Source organism: Thiohalobacter sp. IOR34 (assembly GCF_030406045.1).
In the GTDB taxonomy this organism is placed as follows: domain Bacteria; phylum Pseudomonadota; class Gammaproteobacteria; order Thiohalobacterales; family Thiohalobacteraceae.
On the sequence record NZ_CP128988.1, the window covers coordinates 1,512,441 to 1,529,873 of the forward strand.

Below are 17,433 nucleotides of genomic sequence, written 5' to 3' on the forward strand. Positions count from 1 at the left end.
TCCTGTCGGACGTTCATCATATTTCGCTAAAGTACCCGAATCCGCCTGACCGCTCAACGCCCCTGCCCATCTTCCCCAAGCGGCAACTCCACGTCTCTCCCCCAGGCCGGAGGGTTTCCATATTTTATATTCAACATTAGTTAATTAGAGATGATACTTAATGCATTTTCCTTGAAAGCGAGGCTGGGGGGATGCCTGGGCAAGGCCTGTCAGGTTTTGTCATCGCCGGCAGACTCGGTATCATTGGGCCATCTGTCGCAGGAATGGCAGACCACAACAAGAAGCACGAGATGCACATTGCATCATCAAGACACATGGAAACAGGAGGAGTAGCCATGAATCACCTGGGTCGAATCCTGCTAGCCCGCATATTGCACGAAGGATTCGAGTTTCAGGGCAAATCTGGCCAAGCAGTTTGTTCGATCGCCCGCCGAAGCATAGCCGTAGCTATGGTTCAAGGGGGATCGGGCGAAATGCGACGCCAGATTTGGTCTGAACTCGAATAGGCACAAACTGTAACAGGGCACAATCGCTCGCAGAAGGAATTACTACCTTGATAAATAACGGAAAAATTACGCAGCAAGGCCGCCTTCGTGCAATATGCGGGCTAGCCGGCCTGATCACGGCGGGCGCGACAGGTACCGCCAGCGCGGACATCATCAATTTCAGCTTCACGGGCCGGCTGACCATCTTCGTAGCCAATAGCTCCACCGATATCACAAGCTATTCCATCATCTCCGGCAGTGACACGAGCCTCGATCCCTATGGCTACCAGACGCCCATTGCCGCCAACCTCACCGTGGACACCACCAACGGCTCGGGCTTCAGCGACCTGACGTTCTCGTTCAACTTCTGGGATCAGCCGGTCACCATCCACGACATCAATCTGTCCTTCTCCGGAAACAGCATGATCAGCGGCAACATGCTGGCCGACTGGAATGGCACCATCGACAATCCGATCAGCATCCTCTGGGACGCCACTGGCCTGTTCAACGCCATCGACTATGGCCTGCAGGCCGGTGACAAGATCAGTGGTACCAGGCTCTACCGTGACTTCGACGGCGACGGTGTGGCAGAGAGCTTCCTTGTGGATGTGAACAGCGCCCTCCCCTGGTCGGATGCCTGGACTTCTCCCGAAAACTACCAGCTGAATCAGGGTCCGGCCCCCATCGCCACCGCCCCAGGCGTCTTCGGCATCACCGATGGCCCCTTCACCGGTCTGCAGCTGCATCTCGACATCGGCAGCGGCAACAGCCTCTACGTGCAATCGGTGCAGACCGTGGTCCCGCTGCCGGCCGCCATCTGGCTGTTCGGCTCGGGCCTCGCCGGTCTTGCCGGCATGTCGCTGCGCAGAAAGCTTGCCTGACAAGCCGGCGGGCACGCCCCTTCATCAGCTGTGACACATGGGGCGTGCCCTACCCTGAATCGGGTCAGGAGAGCGGGTCGGACAACACCAGATCGTCCCGCCGCAGGGGCGTCGCCAGTGGCTGGCAGTGCTGGCCAGCGAGCACCTGATAGACGTTGATGCTGCCCTCCTCGAAATAATAGGCGGAACCCGCCATGTACAGGCGCCAGATGCGATAGATACGCTCTCCGCAGGCGCGCACCGCCGCCTCACGCCGTTCGCTCAAAGCCCGTACCCAGTGGCGCAGGGTCAGGGCATAGTGGCGGCGCAGGCTCTCCACATCGAGCAGTTCGAAACCCGCCTCCTCCATCGCCGTGCAGACGTGGCTGATGCGCGTCAGCTCACCATCGGGAAAGACGTACTGGTTGACGAACCGGGTCAGCGGGGTGTCCAGCCAGCCGCTGTCATTGGTGATGCCGTGATTGAGGAACAGTCCCCCCGGCCGCAGCACGCGGTACACGGTGCTGAAGTACTCCGGCAGGTTGCTGACCCCGACATGCTCGAACATGCCGACGCTGACCACCCGGTCATAGCGTGCCTCCTGTGGCAGCTCCCGGTAGTCGAGCAGTTCCACCTGCACCCGGCCCTCCAGGCCCTCGGCGCGGATGCGTTCGCGCGCATGCTGGTACTGCTGTTCACTCAGGGTGATGCCATGGGCCTGCACCCCGTAGTGACGGGCCGCCCGGAGCAGCAGTGCCCCCCAGCCGCAGCCGATGTCGAGCAGTTTCTGGCCCGGCTGCAGACGCAGCTTGCGGCAGATGTAGTCGAGCTTGTCGCGCTGCGCCTCGGCCAGCGACTGTTCCGGGTGCCGGAAGTAGGCGCAGGAATAGACCATCTCCGGGTCCAGCCACAGTCGGTAGAAGTCATTGCCGACATCATAGTGATGGGCGATGCTGTCGCGGCTGTTCTGCCGTGCCCGGCGCAACGCCCGCCGCCGGCGCCGGGCTGAGCGTTCGCGTCGTGCCGGCAGTTGCCAGGCCTTGTGCCACAGGCTGATGCGTGTCTCCAGATCCAGCTGCAATCGTTCCAGGTAGGGGGCAAGGCCGAACAGCGACTCCATGTTGCCCTCCACATCCACTTCGCCAGCCAGGTAGGCCTCACCCAGGCGGACCAGATCACGGTGGATGATCAGTTCACGTAGCGGCTGCGGTCGGTTGAATACCAGGGTGCAGTCGCATCCGCCCCCCCCGCTGACCAGACTGCCGTCCCAGAGCCGGACTGCCACCGGTCCGGGATAGTCGGCCAGCAGGGTGCCCACGATCTCGCGCCCAAGGTGCCCTGTGCGCTCAGCCCCCGCCGGGCGCTTCTGCTGCGGAGCCGTGTTTTGCCAGGTCTGCCGTTTCCGTACCTGTGTCATGACGCCCCCAGTGGTTATCCTGTTTGCTGTCTGGCCTGTTCAATGTATAGACCATGAATCGTCTGCCGTCCCCTTACCAGGGTGGTGCCTGCGGTGCGGTGCACTTCTGCATCACCATCTCCCGCAGGGTGGCCTCCTCCGCCAGGAACAGCTCCACCGCCCGGGGATCGAACTGCCGGCCTGCCTGACGCCGGATCTCGTCCCGGGCCGTATCGAAGGGCATGCCCCGGCGATAGGGGCGATCCGAGGTGATGGCATCCAGGGTGTCGATCAGGGCAAACAGCCGTGCCCCCCAGGGGATGGCCTCTCCGGCCAGGCCGGCGGGATAGCCGCTGCCGTCGAAGCGTTCCTCGTGATGCAGCACGATTGCCGCTGCCTCCCTCATGAAGGGCACCCCGGCAAGGATGTCATGGCCGCGTTGCGGATGGCTGCGCATCACCGCCCACTCCGCCTCGCTCAGCGGGCCGGCCTTGAGCAGGATGGCATCCGGAATGGCGATCTTGCCAATGTCGTGAAGCAGCGCGCCCCAGTAGACCTGGCGCAGCCAGCCCTCGTCGTCGGAGACCTGCCTGGCGAGGACCTGGGTATGGCAGGCGACCCGCTTGGAGTGCATGCCGGTCTCGTGCTCGCGGGCATCCAGCGCCGCCACCAGACTCTCGGCCAGGGCCAGATAGGCCTGGTCGCGTTCCTCCTGCCCCTGCTGCTGGGCCAGCCGCCCCAGGTAGCAGCCCTCGCAGCAGAAACGCTCCTCACCCAGGGCATAGGGCGAGTCCAGGGAAACCGGCCGGCCACACCAGCCGCAACGCGCGTTGTTGTTCCCCTGGCCGCGACCGGCATCCATGGCGTTACAACCGTGCCCGGCGCAGGCGCAGGGCGTTGGCGATCACCGACACCGAGCTGAAGCTCATGGCGGTGGCGGCGATGATCGGCGACAGCAGCAGGCCGAACACCGGGTAGAGCACACCGGCCGCCACCGGCACGCCCAGCGAGTTGTAGACGAAGGCGAAGAACAGGTTCTGACGGATGTTGCGCATCACCATCCGGCTCAGCCGCCGGGCGCGGACGATACCCCGCAGGTCACCCTTGACCAGGGTCACGCCGGCGCTCTCCATGGCCACGTCGGTGCCGGTACCCATGGCGATACCCACCTGGGCCTGGGCCAGCGCCGGGGCATCGTTGATGCCGTCGCCGGCCATGGCGACGATGCGCCCCTCGGCCTGCAGTTGTTTGACCACCTCGGCCTTCTGGTCCGGCAGCACCTCGGCCTCGACCCGGTCGATGCCCAGCTTGTGGGCCACGGCCTCGGCCGTGGTGCGGCTGTCACCGGTGAGCATGACCACGCTCAGGCCCTCGGCGTGCAGTTCGCGGATCGCTTCCGGCGTGGAGTCCTTGATCGGATCGGCCACGCCAAGCAGGCCGCCAGCCTGGCCGTCGACCGCCAGCAGCATCACCGTCTGGCCCTCGCCACGCAGGGCATCCGCCCGCTGCGGCAGATCGCCGGCCTCGATGCCGAGTTCCTTCAACAGCTTGTGATTGCCCACCGCCACGCGGCGGCCGTCGACTGCGCCGACCACGCCCCGTCCGGTGAGTGACTCGAAATCCGTCACCGCAGCGAGCGTCACGCCACGCGCCTCGGCACCACGCACGATGGCCTCGGCCAGCGGATGTTCGCTGGCCCGTTCCAGGCTGGCGGCGAGGCGCAGCGCCTCTGCCTCGTCCAGCCCGGCGGCCGGCTCCACGGTGACCAGTTCCGGCCGGCCCTCGGTCAGGGTGCCGGTTTTGTCGACCACCAGGGTGTCGACCTTTTCCATCAGTTCCAGGGCCTCGGCATTCTTGATCAGCACCCCCATGGTGGCACCCTTGCCGGTGCCGACCATGATCGACATCGGTGTGGCCAGCCCCAGGGCACAGGGACAGGCGATGATCAGCACGGCCACAGCGTTGACCATGGCATGCGCCAGGCGCGGCTCCGGTCCCCACAGGCCCCAGACCACGAAGGCCAGTACGGCCACCGCCACTACCGTCGGCACGAAGTAGCTCGATACCTGGTCGGCGAGTTTCTGGATCGGTGCCCGCGAGCGCTGCGCCTCGGCGACCATCTGCACGATCTGCGCCAGCAGGGTGTCGCTGCCGACCTTTTCGGCGCGCATCAGCAGACTGCCAGTGCTGTTCACCGTGGCACCGATCAGCGGATCACCCGCTCGCTTGGTCACCGGCATCGGCTCACCGGTGACCATGGACTCGTCGACACTGCTCTCGCCCTCGATGACCGTGCCATCGACCGGCACCTTCTCACCCGGCCGCACGCGCAGCACATCGCCAGGCTGCACCTGATCCAGCGAGATGTCCTCCTCACGGCCATCCTCGCGGACGATGCGCGCCGTCTTCGGCGCCAGGCCAAGGAGCATCTTGATGGCGGCGTTGGTGCGCGAGCGGGCGCGCAGCTCCAGTACCTGGCCGAGCAGCACCAGGGCGGTGATCACCGCCGCTGCCTCGAAGTAGACCGCCACCGTGCCGTCCTCGTGACGCATGGTCGGCGGGAAGATGTCCGGCAGCAGCAGCGCCACCATGCTGTACAGCCAGGCCACCCCCACACCCAGGCCGATGAGGGTGAACATGTTCAGGTTCCAGGTCTTCAGCGACTGCCAGAAGCGCACGAAGAACGGCCAGCCGCCCCAGAGCACCACCGGGGTCGCCAGCAGACACTCGATCCACTGCACGGCCTGCATGGACAGGCCGCCGGGCAGCCAGTCCGGTGCCAGATCGGCGGTCATGGCCAGCAGGAATACCGGCGTCGCCAGCACGGCACTGACCCAGAAACGCCGGGTCATGTCCTCCAGTTCCTCGTTCTTCTCCTCGGCGGCCACGGTGCGCGGCTCCAGCGCCATGCCGCACTTGGGGCAGCTGCCGGGATGGTCCTGTACCACCTCGGGATGCATGGGACAGATGTATTCGGTGCGCAGAGTCGCCACCGGCTCGACCTCGGGTTCCAGCGCCATGCCGCACTTGGGGCAGGTTCCCGGCCCCTTCTGGCGGATCTCCGGGTGCATGGGGCAGGTATAGAAGGTGCTGCCGATATCGCAGCTAGCGTCCGGACAGACCGGGGCCGCGCCCTCCTGCTGCGGCACCTCATCATGTGAAACCGGATGTTCGGTGGTCAGATACTCATCGGGGTGCGCCTGGAATTTGTGCAGGCAGCCTTCGCTGCAGAAGTGGAAGTCCTTGCCGGCATACGCTGTATGGTAAGGGCTGTCACTATCGACCTGCATGCCGCAGACCGGGTCCTTCAGCTCGTTCCCGGCCACGTAGTCCGCAGGTGCCGCCTGGAACTTGTGCTGACAACCCTCACTGCAGAACCGGTAGTCCTGACCCTGGTAGTCGATGTGATACTCACTGTCCTCGGCAACCGTCATACCGCATACGGGATCTTTCGCCATGCTGACTCTCCTCTTTTTGTTGTCCGGCCACGTATTGCCTGTGGAAGCTACGCCTAGCCCGCCTATTGCACGAAGGATTCGACTTTCAGGGCGAATCTGGCCAAGCAGTTTGTTCGATCGCCCGTAGAAGCATAGCCGTCGCTATGGTTCAAGGGCGATCGGGCAAAATGCGCCGCCAGATTTGGTCTGAACCCGAATAGGCACAAACTGTAACAGGGCACAATTGCTCGCATAGCTGATCACCACCTTGATAAATACCGGAAAAATTACGCATCCAAGGCCGCCTTCGTGCAATATGCGGGCTAGCCCGGCTCCGGCATGCCCGCTGCCTTGCTGCGAATCCGGTAGAGCTGGGTCACTGGCAGAATGGCCACGATGCCGTCACCCTCCTCGCCGGTATGCGCCGCCTCCATGATGGCCCGGGCCAGCACCTCGGCCTGCCCGGCGCCGGTGAATACCTCCACCCGGGCATGGGTGACCAGCCAGTCCTTGTTGAAGAAATCCTTCCATTCACCGCAGCCCTTGACCTGGGTCACCGTCATGCCCTGGGCCCCGGCTTCGATCAGGCTCTTTTCCACGGCTTCCATACGGTCTAGCCGCACGATCGCCGTCACTTTGCTGTAACTCACGCACCTTGCTCCTTATTTACCTTTTCCAAACAGATACTTGATCAATGCCAGAACCCCGAGGATCACCAGGGCCCAGAACAGGACACCAATGGCCCAATGTCCAAACCCCCAAGCGTCACCATGCATGGTTGCACCTCCGTTGCTCCTGTTCACTCCAGGAACCCTGAAGTATAGACACCGCCAGATCGACAAACCGGCCGCTGTTTTTTGTTTCGCTGCCTGATCTGATAACAACAGGCGGCCTTTTGTTCCCCTTCTCGCTGACAGAGATGCGGCTGGCCTCCCGGCCAGCTGCAGCGGTCATCTGCCTAACCCGGATATTGCACCAAGGCGGCCCGCATGATCGGAGTGCAGGCTGGTATACAAGGCCGGGAGGCTCGCAAATGGCTCCTCACGGCGGGGTACACTTAGTGCCTATTCGATCTCAGAACGCATCTGGCTGTGCATCCTGGCCGATCGCCCTTGAACCATAGCTACGGCTATGCTTCCGCGGGCGATCGGCCAAGCTGCTTTGCCAGCTCCGCCCTGAGAATCGAATCCTTGGTGCAATATCCGGGCTAACGACCGAAGGTCTTGCGGATATAGCCGAGAACGGCCCGCAAGTCCGCCTCGCTCAGGGCGCTGTTGCCACCCTTGGGTGGCATGGCCATCGGTGAGCCCGGACTCTGGTAACCGTTACGGATACTGTTCAGCAGGGCCTCGTCCGACTTGGCCAGGCGTCCACCCGGCCGGGTGAAGTCCGGCACCCCGGGCAGCACTCCCTTGCCGTCGGCACCATGGCAGGCGATGCAGGTCTGGCTGAATATCGCCTCGCCGTCAGCCGCCGCTGCCGCGGAAGTGCTCGTCGGGATTTCGGCAACCACGGGTGCGGTCCGGGCAGCGGGTGAGTTGGAGGCCTGCAGGAAAGTGAGGATGTCCCGCATCTCCTGCCCCGTGATGCCGGAACGCACGCGCATGTGGTGGATGGTGGAGATCCACTGGTCATCACGCAGTTCCTTGGGATCACGCAGGTTATGGCATCGGATGCAGGTGTCGGCCCAGACCTTGGCGCCGCGTGCAAAATCACCCGCTGGCGGATAGTCCGCGGCGCTGGCTGCCGTCGGCGCCAGGCCGGCCGAAACAAGCGCGGCTGACACGGCGGCGGTGCGGAAAAACAGGGGTATCATTCTCTTCATGGTCCTCAATCTCCTCAGAATCCGTAACCAAGCTGAACCAGCCAGCGATCGTCGTCCGCCGTGCTGCCGCTCTGCCCATCGTTCGACTCATAGGCAAGCTTGCCGACCACGTTGCTCGCGAACAGGTAGTTGACACCCATTGCCCACTGCTTCTTGTCCTCCACGGCATGGGGGGAATCGAAGTCGGTGTAACGCAGCACGGCCTCCCACTGGGTGGGTGCGAAACGATAGGCGGCCTGGGCGTACCAGCTCTTCCAGGTTGCGCCATCCGGAGCGACGCTGCCCGCCGCCGAACCGATCTTGGAACGGACATATTCGGCGCGGGTCTCCAGCCCCTGCCAGCGCCACCAGAAATCGGCGCCGACCACGTCGTAGTCACGGGCCGGCTCGCTGCCGAGATCGGCGAAGGCCAGGGTGCTGTCGCCACTCTGGGCAGTGACGCTGGCCTTGCCGCTCACGGCCGAAAGGCCGATCTCCAGATTCGGTACCGGCAGCAGACCCAGTCGTCCGCCAACCACCTTGTCGCCATCACGGTCGCTGCCATGCCCCTCGGCGAGTATCCCCTCGAGTTCGACATCACCGCCTTCGTCGACCGCCTCGAGTTCGGGGCCGTTGCCGACATAGACGGCATAATTGGTACGGATACCTCCCACCATCATCCCGCCGCGCAACTGCAGCCCCACATCGGAGATGGGCGCTGCACCGTCATGCCCGAAACCGGGTGGCGCCGAGGGCAGCTTGTTGATCCAGGAGGGGTGCAGGTTCTGCCGGAACTGGCCGGTGGGACTGAGGAACTTGCCCGCCACCAGGGTCATGTAGTCGTTGATGAACAGGTCGGCGGTCAGGTATTCGAGACCGACCTCGGTATCCCCGGCATCCGTAATCTTGAATTCCAGCTCGGATTCCAGCATCACCAGATCGCGGTACTGGTAGTGGAAGATGGGTGCAAAGGTACCGGCATTGAAGGCGCCGTCGTTGCCGTCGCTGTTGGTGTAACCGACGTCGGCGTAGCCGGCCATGTGCACCAGGCTGTTCGGCGACTTCCACTCGGCTGCGGCATTGACGTCTTCCTTCAGTGCCGCCACCTCCTGCTTGGTCGCCGCCCTGGCTGCCTGCTGTTCGAGACGGGCCTGCACCTCCTGCAACTGCTGTTGCAACAGCTCGACCTGCTGCTTCAGAAGCTCCAGTTCGCTATCGGCCATGGCCGAGACTGGCAGGCTTGAACCAATGGCCAGTGCAAGCACGGCCTGTCTCCAGTTTCCTGGTTTTCTGTTCATGGTTGGAATATCTCCTCTGATCCGGCTGCAGGCTGCCTCACTGCAGCCATACAGCCGGTCGTGCTGTTCGAATAACGGATCCACCCCCTGGAAAGGGAGACCGATCCTGCGGCAGGCGGCACAAGCCAACCGGTACGAGGCCGCAGGGGACCATCATGGATCCGATGGGGTTATTTGGGGATGTTCAAGGTGCCGTCGACTGGACGGCCTGATCTCAGGCGAGACTGTGGCGGGGAGGTCTGGGATCGGGTGGACTGGTCAGGCCGCTAAGATTTCCGGGTCGATGATCCAGGAGAACGGCATGGGAGGTGAAGCCGGTCGGCGCCACAGTCGTGAGGAAGGTCGTAACATGCAGCAGGCCACAGCCGGCAAGGCAGTCATCGAGGTTGCAGTGCTGGTCACAGCAGTCGCACAGCCCGCCCTTTGCCTGGAAAGACTTCGGGGGCGACTTGGTATGGCAGGGCATGCTGTCGACCGACATCAGCATACCCTCGGCCGGGCCGGCCAGCAGCTGCACGGGCAGCACCAGCAGCGAGACCGCCAGCAGCAGGTCGATCAGGGTGCGGAATATGTGTGGCCGTTGTCTCACCAGCATCGGACCTCGTCCGGGACATGACGCCTCATGACGTGCGATGAGTATGCGGCGAAGTCTCCGAACGTACATTGATCTGGGTCAGAGAAACCCCCGGCCGGCCATACTCCCGGGATGTCCTGGCTGATCAGTTGCCCCGGCTGGAGAGCGAACCGAGCCTGCCCAGGCTGCAGGCCTCCAGGCGTTCCAGTGGTTCCGGGTGGCCGAGATGATAGCCCTGCACGAAATCCACACCGATCTCCCGGAGAATATCCAGTGCCTCGGCGCTCTCCACGTATTCGGCAGTGACCTGCTTGCCCATCATGGCGGCGATCTCGCGTATCGAGCGGACCATGGCCCGGTCGACGGCATTGCTGGCGATATGCTTGATGAAGGTGCCGTCGATCTTGATCATGTCCACCGGCAGGTTCTTCAGATAGGCGAAGGAGGACAGACCGCTGCCGAAATCATCCAGCGCAAAGCGGCAACCCGCCTCGCGCAGGCTGTCGATGAAATGCGTGGCCTTGGAGAGATTGGAGATGGCCGCGGTCTCCGTCACCTCGAAACACAGCTTGTGCAGCGGGAAATTGGCCGCATCCAGCAACTCCAGGGCATGCGCGCGAAACCCCTCGTCGCACAGGGACAAGGCCGAGAGATTGATCGAGCAGACATCCAGTTCCTCCAGGTGCCGGGGATTGCTGCCAAACCAGCGCAGCAGATTCTCCAGCACCCAGCGATCCAGCCGGGTCGACAGGTTGTAACGTTCGGCCGCGGGCATGAAGGCACCGGGGCGGATCACCTGGCCATCCTCCTCCAGCCGCAGCAGGATCTCGTATCGCTTGCCGTTGCTGTCCGCGCAGCAGGCCTCGATCGGCTGCGCATAGAGCCGGAAATGATCGCCCTCCAGGGCCTCGGTGAGGCTCGGCGCCCAGTGCATCTCGCCGACCTGGCCGGGCACGGTGACATCTTCCGGCAAACAGACGTGGACCCGGTTGCGCCCCTGTTCCTTGGCGGCATAGCAGGCCGAGTCGGCCAGGCTCATGATCTCCTCCAGCGAGGCCGAATTGCCCAGCACCGGCACCACACCGATGCTGACCCCGATGGTGAAACGGCGGTTGCGCCACTGGAAGCGGAAGCCCTCGATCACCTCGCGCATGCGATCGGCCAGGTGCTCGGCCTGATCCAGGGGGCAGTGTTCCATGAGCACGGCGAACTCGTCACCACCGAGGCGGGCCAGGGTGTCGCTGGCGCGGATCTGCTGGACCAGCAGGCCGGCCACCTGGCGCAGCAGCTCGTCACCGGCCATGTGCCCGCAGGTGTCGTTGACCACCTTGAACTGGTCCAGGTCGAGGTAACAGAGCACATGCTCGCTGCGGCTGAGCATCTGCGCGGAGGACAACAGGCGTTGCAGACGGTGCTCGAATTCGGGGCGATTGATCAGGTTGGTCAGGGCATCGTGGGTAGCCTGGTAGGCCAGGCGGTCCTCCAGCATGCGCCGTTCGGTCACGTCGCGGCAGGCCACCAGCAGGCAGGGGGTCTCCGCGCCTGGATCGAGGCTGACCCGCTGATGCACCCAGAGGATGGAGCCGTCCTTGCGCAACTTGCGATATTCGATGCTGTTGTCCGTGGTGAAGTGGCTGAACTGTTCCGCAAGATGGGCCTCGACCCGGGGGCGGTCCTCCGGATGCACCAGCTGCAGGACCGGCGTGCCGATCAGCTCGTCCACTGCATAGCCGAGCATCTGGGCACCGGTGCGGTTGATGGAGAGGATCTCGCCCCCCGCGCCGATGGTGGTGTAGATGTCCGGGGCATTCTCGTACAGGGCCTGATAGCGGGCCTCGCTGGCGCGCAGCGCGGCCTCGGCCCGTACCTTCTCGGTGATGTTCTTGAAGATGCCCCGCGTCGAGACCGCTTCGCCATCGCGGATCAGGGAACCGCAGTCGCCGGTCAGGTGCACCGTCTCGCCCTGCTTGGTGAGGAACTTGAATTCGATGGACTCCAGCTCCTGTCCCTGCTTGAGTCGCTCGAAGCGGTCCGTGCAGCAGGCGACATTGTCGGGATGCAGCACGTCGAGCAGATTGAGGCGCGCCACCTCCTCCTCGCTGTAGCCCATGACCTCGCGCCAGGCGCGGTTGGTGTAGAGGAAGCTGCCATCCGGCGCCAGGCACTGGATCAGGTCGCTGGTATTGTCGAAGATGTCGCGGTAACGCTCCCTGCTGCGACGCAGTTGGGCCTCGACCTTGCGCTGCTCGCGCTCCCGCTCCTGCCGGGCCAGCAGGCAGCGGATCAGCCCGGGCAGGCGCTGCAGATTGTCCGCATCGTGCAGCAGGCAGTGCTCGACGCCGGCCTCCAGGCTGCGCAGCGCAATCTCCTCGCCACCGGTCTCCGCGATCAGCACCAGCGGCACTTCCAGCTCACGCTGCCGGAGTTCCCCAAGCAGATCCAGGGCATCGAAATCGTCCAGCGTCAGCTCGCTGAGGATGAGCTGCCAGTCGCCAGCATCGAGACTGTCGGTCAGGGAAGCGCGGTCCGTCAGCCGATGCATCTCGACGGTCATCGAGCCAGCCTCCAGGGCCTGTTCCACTGCCCTGGCCGTGCCTTCGCATGCCACCAGCAGGAGGCGAAGCGCGCCTGCCACCCCTGCCGTGCTGGCCTTTTCCGGCGTTGTCATGCCACTATCCCCTCCATCCACGATCAGGGTACGCAGGTCCGGCCCTGGCCCCGGCGGACCCACCGGCCGTGCTCTGCGTACCCAACCAGCCTAAAGGGAAGGCCGATCCCGGACTACAGGGATTTTTTCATGGTTTTTTCCCTCTGGCGGCAGGCATTATAGCGCCACCCGCCGCCGCTCGCTTGACCCGGGTCGCAGATTGCAGCCCGCTCCCCAGCCGATGCCGCTCAGGGCTCATTGCGCACCGGTCTGCCGGCGGATCTGGCCGCCCCGCCAGATGAGGAAGGCCGCCGGGATCACCAGCAGGGTCAGCACGGTGGCACTGACCATGCCGCCGACCATGGGCGCGGCGATGCGGCGCATCACCTCGGAGCCGGTACCGCTGCCGAGCATGATCGGCAGCAGGCCGGCGATGATCGCCGCCACCGTCATCATGATCGGCCGCACGCGCAGCAAGGCCCCCTCGATCACCGCCTGGCGCAGCTCACCGAGGTCCACGGCACGGCGCTGCTCCAGGGCCAGTTCCTGGTGACGGCGGTACGCCTGGTTGAGGTAGACGAGCATCACCACCCCGATCTCCACCGAGACACCGGCCAGGGCGATGAATCCGACGCCGACCGCCACCGACAGGTCGTAATCCAGCCAGTAGAGCAGCCAGATGCCCCCGACCAGGGCCAGCGGCAGGGTGCCGAGAATGATCAGCACCTCACTGACCCGGCGGAAATTGAGATACAACAGCAGTACGATCACCGCCAGGGTCACCGGAATCACCAGCGACAGGCGCTCCTTGGCACGCTCCATGTACTCGTACTGGCCAGACCAGTTGAGCGAATAGCCGGCCGGCAGCTTGACCTCCTCGGCCACCACCCGCTTGGCCTCGCTGACATAGGAACCGAGATCCCGGCCGCGGATGTCGATGTAGATCCAGCCATTGAGCCGCGCGTTCTCGCTCTTGATCATGCCCGGACCGTCGACGATCTCTATGTCGGCCACGTCGCCGAGGGTGATCTGCGCCCCATGCGGGGTCTGGATCGGCAGTTCCTTGAGCTTCTCCGCCGAGTCGCGCACGTCACGCGGATAACGCAGGTTGACCGGGTAGCGCTCCAGGCCTTCGATACTCTCGGTGACGTTCATGCCGCCGACGGCGGTGCTGACGATATCCTGCACATCGGCGATGTTCAGCCCGTAGCGCGAGGCGGCGGTGCGGTCGATGTCCACCTGCACGTAACGCCCGCCGACCACCCGTTCGGAGAACACCGAGACCGTGCCCGGTACCGGGTTGAGGGCGCGCTCGATCTGCTTGCCGATGTCCTGGATCACGTTCAGATCCGGCCCCGCGACCTTGATGCCCACCGGGGTCTTGATGCCGGTGGCCAGCATGTCGATGCGGTTCTTGATCGGCATCACCCAGGCGTTGGACATGCCCGGTACCTTGACCAGGGCATCCAGCTCCTGCCGCAGCTTGTCCATGGTCATGCCAGGCCGCCACTGGTCACGCGGCTTGAGCTGGATGGTGGTCTCGATCATGGTCAGCGGTGCCGGATCGGTGGCCGATTCGGCACGGCCCATCTTGCCGAACACCCGCTTCACCTCGGGCACGGTCATGATCAGACGGTCGGTCTGCTGCAGGATCTCCTGGGCCTTGCCGATCGACACCGCCGGGAAGGCGCTGGGCATGTACAGCAGGTCACCCTCGTCCAGATCCGGCATGAACTCCGAACCGAGCGAGTCCTGCAGCGGCCACCAGCCGGTCAGCGGCCAGAGCATGGAGGCGGCGGTGATCATCGACAGCAGCACCACCGTCTTCGGCATCTTCAGCACCCAGTCGATCAGCGGACGGTAGCCGGCGATCAGCATGCGGTTCACCGGATTGCGGTCCTCGGCGACGATGTGGCCACGGATGAAGTAACCCATCAGCACCGGCACCAGGGTGATCGACAGGCCGGCGGCGCCGGCCATGGCATAGGTCTTGGTGAAGGCCAGCGGCGCAAACAGCCGGCCCTCCTGTGCCTCCAGGGTGAACACCGGCAGGAAGCTGAGGGTGATGATCAGCAGCGAGAAGAACAGCGCCGGCCCGACCTCGGCCGAGGCCCTGGCGATCACCTCCCAGCGGTTTTCGTCGGTCACCTCCTCGTGCTCGAAATGCTTGTGCACGTTCTCGATCATGACGATCGCCGCATCGACCATGGCGCCGATGGCAATGGCAATGCCGCCCAGGGACATGATGTTGGCGTTGATGCCCTGGGCATGCATGATGATGAAGGCCACCAGGATACCCACCGGCAGGCTGAAGATCACCACCAGCGAAGAGCGCAGGTGGAAGAGGAACACCGCGCAGACCAGCACCACGACGATGAATTCCTCGAGCAGCTTCTCCTTCAGCGTCTCCACCGCCCGCTCGATGAGCCCCGAGCGGTCGTAGGTGGTGACGATCTCGACCCCCTCCGGCAGGCTGCGCTGCAGCTCGGCCAGCTTCGCCTTGACGCCATGGATGGTGGCCAGGGCATTCTCGCCCCAGCGCATGATGACCACGCCGCCGGCCACCTCGCCCTCGCCGTTCAGTTCGGCGATGCCACGGCGCATCTGCGGCCCCAGGCGCAGCTCGGCGACATCGGCCAGCAACACCGGCGTGCCATGGCTGTTCATGCCCAGCGGCACCTCGCGCAACTGGTCCAGGCCCTGGATGTAACCGGTGGCGCGGACCATGTACTCGGCCTCGGCCATCTCGATCACCGAGCCGCCGACCTCCTGGTTGGCACGCTGGATGGCGCGTTTGACACGGGACAGGGGGATGCCATAGGCACGCAGGCGGTCCGGGTCCACCACCACCTGATACTGCTTGACCATCCCGCCGATGCTGGCCACCTCGGACACCCCGGGCACCGTCTGCAGCTCGAACTTCAGGAACCAGTCCTGCAGGCTGCGCAGCTGGGCGATGTCATGCTTGCCGGTGCGGTCGACCAGTGCGTATTCGAATACCCAGCCGACGCCGGTGGCATCCGGGCCGAGCGCGGTACTGGCACTGGCCGGTAGCCGGTTCTGCACCTGGCTGAGATATTCCAGCACCCGGGAGCGCGCCCAGTACAGATCGGTACCGTCCTCGAACAGGATGTAGACATAGGAGTCACCGAAGAAGGAATAGCCACGCACCGTGGTCGCCTTGGGCACCGAGAGCATGGTGGTGGTCAGCGGGTAGGTCACCTGATCCTCCACCACCTGCGGCGCCTGGCCGGGGTAGCTGGTCTTGATGATGACCTGCACGTCCGACAGGTCGGGGATGGCATCCAGCGGGGTCTCCTTCACCGCGTACAGACCCCAGCCGATGAGGATCACGGTCAGCAGCAGCACCAGAAAGCGGTTGCCGATCGACCAGCGAATGATGTTTGCAATCATGTTCTGTTACCCGTCTGAATGGCTGCCGCTACTGCACGACACGGATGGAATCGATGCGGTAGTTGCCGTCCGCGTCCTCGACCAGGGTGAAGTGGACCTTGCTGCCGGGCTGCACGCCTTCCAGGCTGGCCGCCTCGGTCAGTTCGAAGTCCATGCGCATCTCCGGCCAGCCCAGGGCCTCGATGGGAGCATGGGAGATGTTCAGGCGGCGATTCTCGGCATCGATCGCGTGCACCGTCCCCATGCCCATCACCGGCCCCTTGTCCCCTGCGGCGGCACCCTCCTCGTCCTTGCCACCCATGCGCTTGAAGCTGGCCCGCAGGCTGGCCTCGGAATCGATCAGGAACTGGGCCGAGGTGACCACCGTCTCGCCCTCCTCCAGGCCACGGATGATCTCCACCCGGTCACCGGACTCCATGCCCGGCACCACCTCGCGGACATCGAAGCGGCCCTCACCCAGTGCCAGCACCACCCGCGCCGAATCGCCGGTACGGATCAAGGCCTCGGTGGGAATGCTCAGCACGCCCTTCTTGGGGCCGGCGTAGATGCGCACGTCGGCATACATGTCTGGCTTGAGGGTTTCCTGCGGGTTGTCGAAGCGCAACCGCACCTGCAGGGTCCGGGTCTTGGGATCGATGCGCGGATAGACGAATTCCACCTCGCCTTCCCAGGTCCGCCCCGGCAGATAGGGCAGGCTGACCTCGGCCGGCTGGCCGACTTCAACCCAGTTCGACTGGCGTTCGAAGACATCGACCAGCAGCCAGACACTGGACAGGTCGGCCAGGGTCATGACCTCGGTGGCCGGCTTGACATACATCCCCTCACGCACGTTGAGGCCGTCGACCACGCCGTCCTGCTGGGCGTGATAGCGCACCAGTTGCGAAATCTTGCGAGTGCGCTTCAATTCGTTGAGCTGCTCGCGGCTCATGCCCAGCGCGATCAGGCGGTCGCGCGAGGCGCCGCGCAGATACTGGTTGCCGGCCTTCAGCGCCTGCAGGTATTCCTCCTGGGCATTGACCAGCTCACGCGAATAGAGCTCGAACAGCACCTCGCCCTTCTTCACCGACTCGCCATCGGACTTGACGTACAGCTTGTCGATCCAGCCGTCGGTGCGCAGATGGACGTGACTCAGGCGCCGCTCGTCGTAGTCGACATAGCCGACGGTGTCGATACGCCGCCACAGGGTGCCCCGCTCCACCGGCGCGGTGCGCACGCCCAGGTTCTGCACCACAGCCGGGTCGATGCTGACCATCGCCTCGCCACCACCCTGGTCCGCGTACACCGGGACCAGATCCATGCCCATCGGCGACTTGCCGGGCTTGTCGCTGCGATAGCTGGGATCCATGGGGGCAACCCAGTAGAGGATCTCGCGTTCCCCGCTCTTTTCAGGCGCCGCCTGGTCGCCGGCCTGCGGCGCCTCTGCGGTGCTGTTTTCCAGTTGCGGCTGCAGCAGGATGCCGCCGCCGAATCCGAGGGCGACCAGAACGGCCGCGGCGATAAGGGTTTTGATCTTCATGT

At 64.3% G+C, this 17,433-nt stretch carries 11 protein-coding genes; 1 reads left to right on the forward strand and 10 read right to left on the reverse strand.

Annotated features, from left to right (window positions below; genetic code table 11):
• Window positions 1–553: 553 nt before the first annotated feature.
• The gene (locus QVG61_RS06985; RefSeq protein ID WP_289929894.1) at window positions 554–1,366 is read left to right on the forward strand and encodes a VPLPA-CTERM sorting domain-containing protein; all 813 of its coding nucleotides are present in this window, start codon (window positions 554–556) and stop codon (window positions 1,364–1,366) included.
• A gap of 64 nt (window positions 1,367–1,430) precedes the next feature.
• On the opposite strand, the gene QVG61_RS06990 is transcribed toward QVG61_RS06985, so the two are convergent.
• From QVG61_RS06990 to QVG61_RS07035, 10 genes are all read right to left on the reverse strand, one after another.
• Window positions 1,431–2,762 carry a cyclopropane-fatty-acyl-phospholipid synthase family protein gene (locus QVG61_RS06990; protein ID WP_289929895.1) on the reverse strand — a complete coding sequence of 444 codons (1,332 nt, stop codon included), beginning with the start codon at window positions 2,760–2,762 and terminating at the stop codon, window positions 1,431–1,433.
• Window positions 2,763–2,835: 73 nt separating this feature from the next.
• Window positions 2,836–3,603, reverse strand: a complete 768-nt coding sequence (locus tag QVG61_RS06995) for an HD domain-containing phosphohydrolase (RefSeq protein ID WP_289929896.1) — start codon at window positions 3,601–3,603, stop codon at window positions 2,836–2,838.
• Window positions 3,604–3,607: 4 nt separating this feature from the next.
• A complete protein-coding gene (locus QVG61_RS07000) occupies window positions 3,608–6,199 on the reverse strand; it encodes a heavy metal translocating P-type ATPase (protein WP_289929897.1) in 2,592 nt (863 codons plus the stop codon).
• Window positions 6,200–6,501: 302 nt separating this feature from the next.
• The gene (locus tag QVG61_RS07005) at window positions 6,502–6,828 is read right to left on the reverse strand and encodes a P-II family nitrogen regulator (RefSeq protein WP_289929898.1); all 327 of its coding nucleotides are present in this window, start codon (window positions 6,826–6,828) and stop codon (window positions 6,502–6,504) included.
• Between the two features lie 557 nt (window positions 6,829–7,385).
• Window positions 7,386–8,003: a cytochrome c gene (locus QVG61_RS07010; protein WP_289929899.1), complete on the reverse strand. Its 618-nt coding sequence runs from the start codon at window positions 8,001–8,003 to the stop codon at window positions 7,386–7,388.
• A gap of 14 nt (window positions 8,004–8,017) precedes the next feature.
• Window positions 8,018–9,280 (reverse strand): porin, encoded by a 1,263-nt coding sequence (locus QVG61_RS07015; protein WP_289929900.1) that lies wholly within the window; start codon window positions 9,278–9,280, stop codon window positions 8,018–8,020.
• Between the two features lie 214 nt (window positions 9,281–9,494).
• Window positions 9,495–9,875, reverse strand: a complete 381-nt coding sequence (locus tag QVG61_RS07020) for a hypothetical protein (protein ID WP_289929901.1) — start codon at window positions 9,873–9,875, stop codon at window positions 9,495–9,497.
• 124 nt (window positions 9,876–9,999) lie between these two features.
• On the reverse strand, window positions 10,000–12,522 hold the full coding sequence (locus QVG61_RS07025) for a bifunctional diguanylate cyclase/phosphodiesterase (RefSeq protein ID WP_289929902.1): 2,523 nt from the start codon (window positions 12,520–12,522) through the stop codon (window positions 10,000–10,002).
• Window positions 12,523–12,756: 234 nt separating this feature from the next.
• A complete protein-coding gene (locus tag QVG61_RS07030; protein WP_289929903.1) occupies window positions 12,757–15,915 on the reverse strand; it encodes an efflux RND transporter permease subunit in 3,159 nt (1,052 codons plus the stop codon).
• A gap of 28 nt (window positions 15,916–15,943) precedes the next feature.
• Window positions 15,944–17,431: an efflux RND transporter periplasmic adaptor subunit gene (locus QVG61_RS07035; protein ID WP_289929904.1), complete on the reverse strand. Its 1,488-nt coding sequence runs from the start codon at window positions 17,429–17,431 to the stop codon at window positions 15,944–15,946.
• Between the last annotated feature and the right edge of the window lie 2 nt (window positions 17,432–17,433).

Coding starts and splice junctions, on each gene's coding strand:
- QVG61_RS06990 (WP_289929895.1), bottom strand. CDS start 2,762: ATGACACAGGTACGGAAACGGCAGACCTGGCAAAACACGGCTCCGCAG.
- QVG61_RS06995 (WP_289929896.1), bottom strand. CDS start 3,603: ATGGATGCCGGTCGCGGCCAGGGGAACAACAACGCGCGTTGCGGCTGG.
- QVG61_RS07000 (WP_289929897.1), bottom strand. CDS start 6,199: ATGGCGAAAGATCCCGTATGCGGTATGACGGTTGCCGAGGACAGTGAG.
- QVG61_RS07010 (WP_289929899.1), bottom strand. CDS start 8,003: ATGAAGAGAATGATACCCCTGTTTTTCCGCACCGCCGCCGTGTCAGCC.
- QVG61_RS07015 (WP_289929900.1), bottom strand. CDS start 9,280: ATGAACAGAAAACCAGGAAACTGGAGACAGGCCGTGCTTGCACTGGCC.
- QVG61_RS07020 (WP_289929901.1), bottom strand. CDS start 9,875: ATGCTGGTGAGACAACGGCCACACATATTCCGCACCCTGATCGACCTG.
- QVG61_RS07025 (WP_289929902.1), bottom strand. CDS start 12,522: ATGACAACGCCGGAAAAGGCCAGCACGGCAGGGGTGGCAGGCGCGCTT.
- QVG61_RS07030 (WP_289929903.1), bottom strand. CDS start 15,915: ATGATTGCAAACATCATTCGCTGGTCGATCGGCAACCGCTTTCTGGTG.
- QVG61_RS07035 (WP_289929904.1), bottom strand. CDS start 17,431: ATGAAGATCAAAACCCTTATCGCCGCGGCCGTTCTGGTCGCCCTCGGA.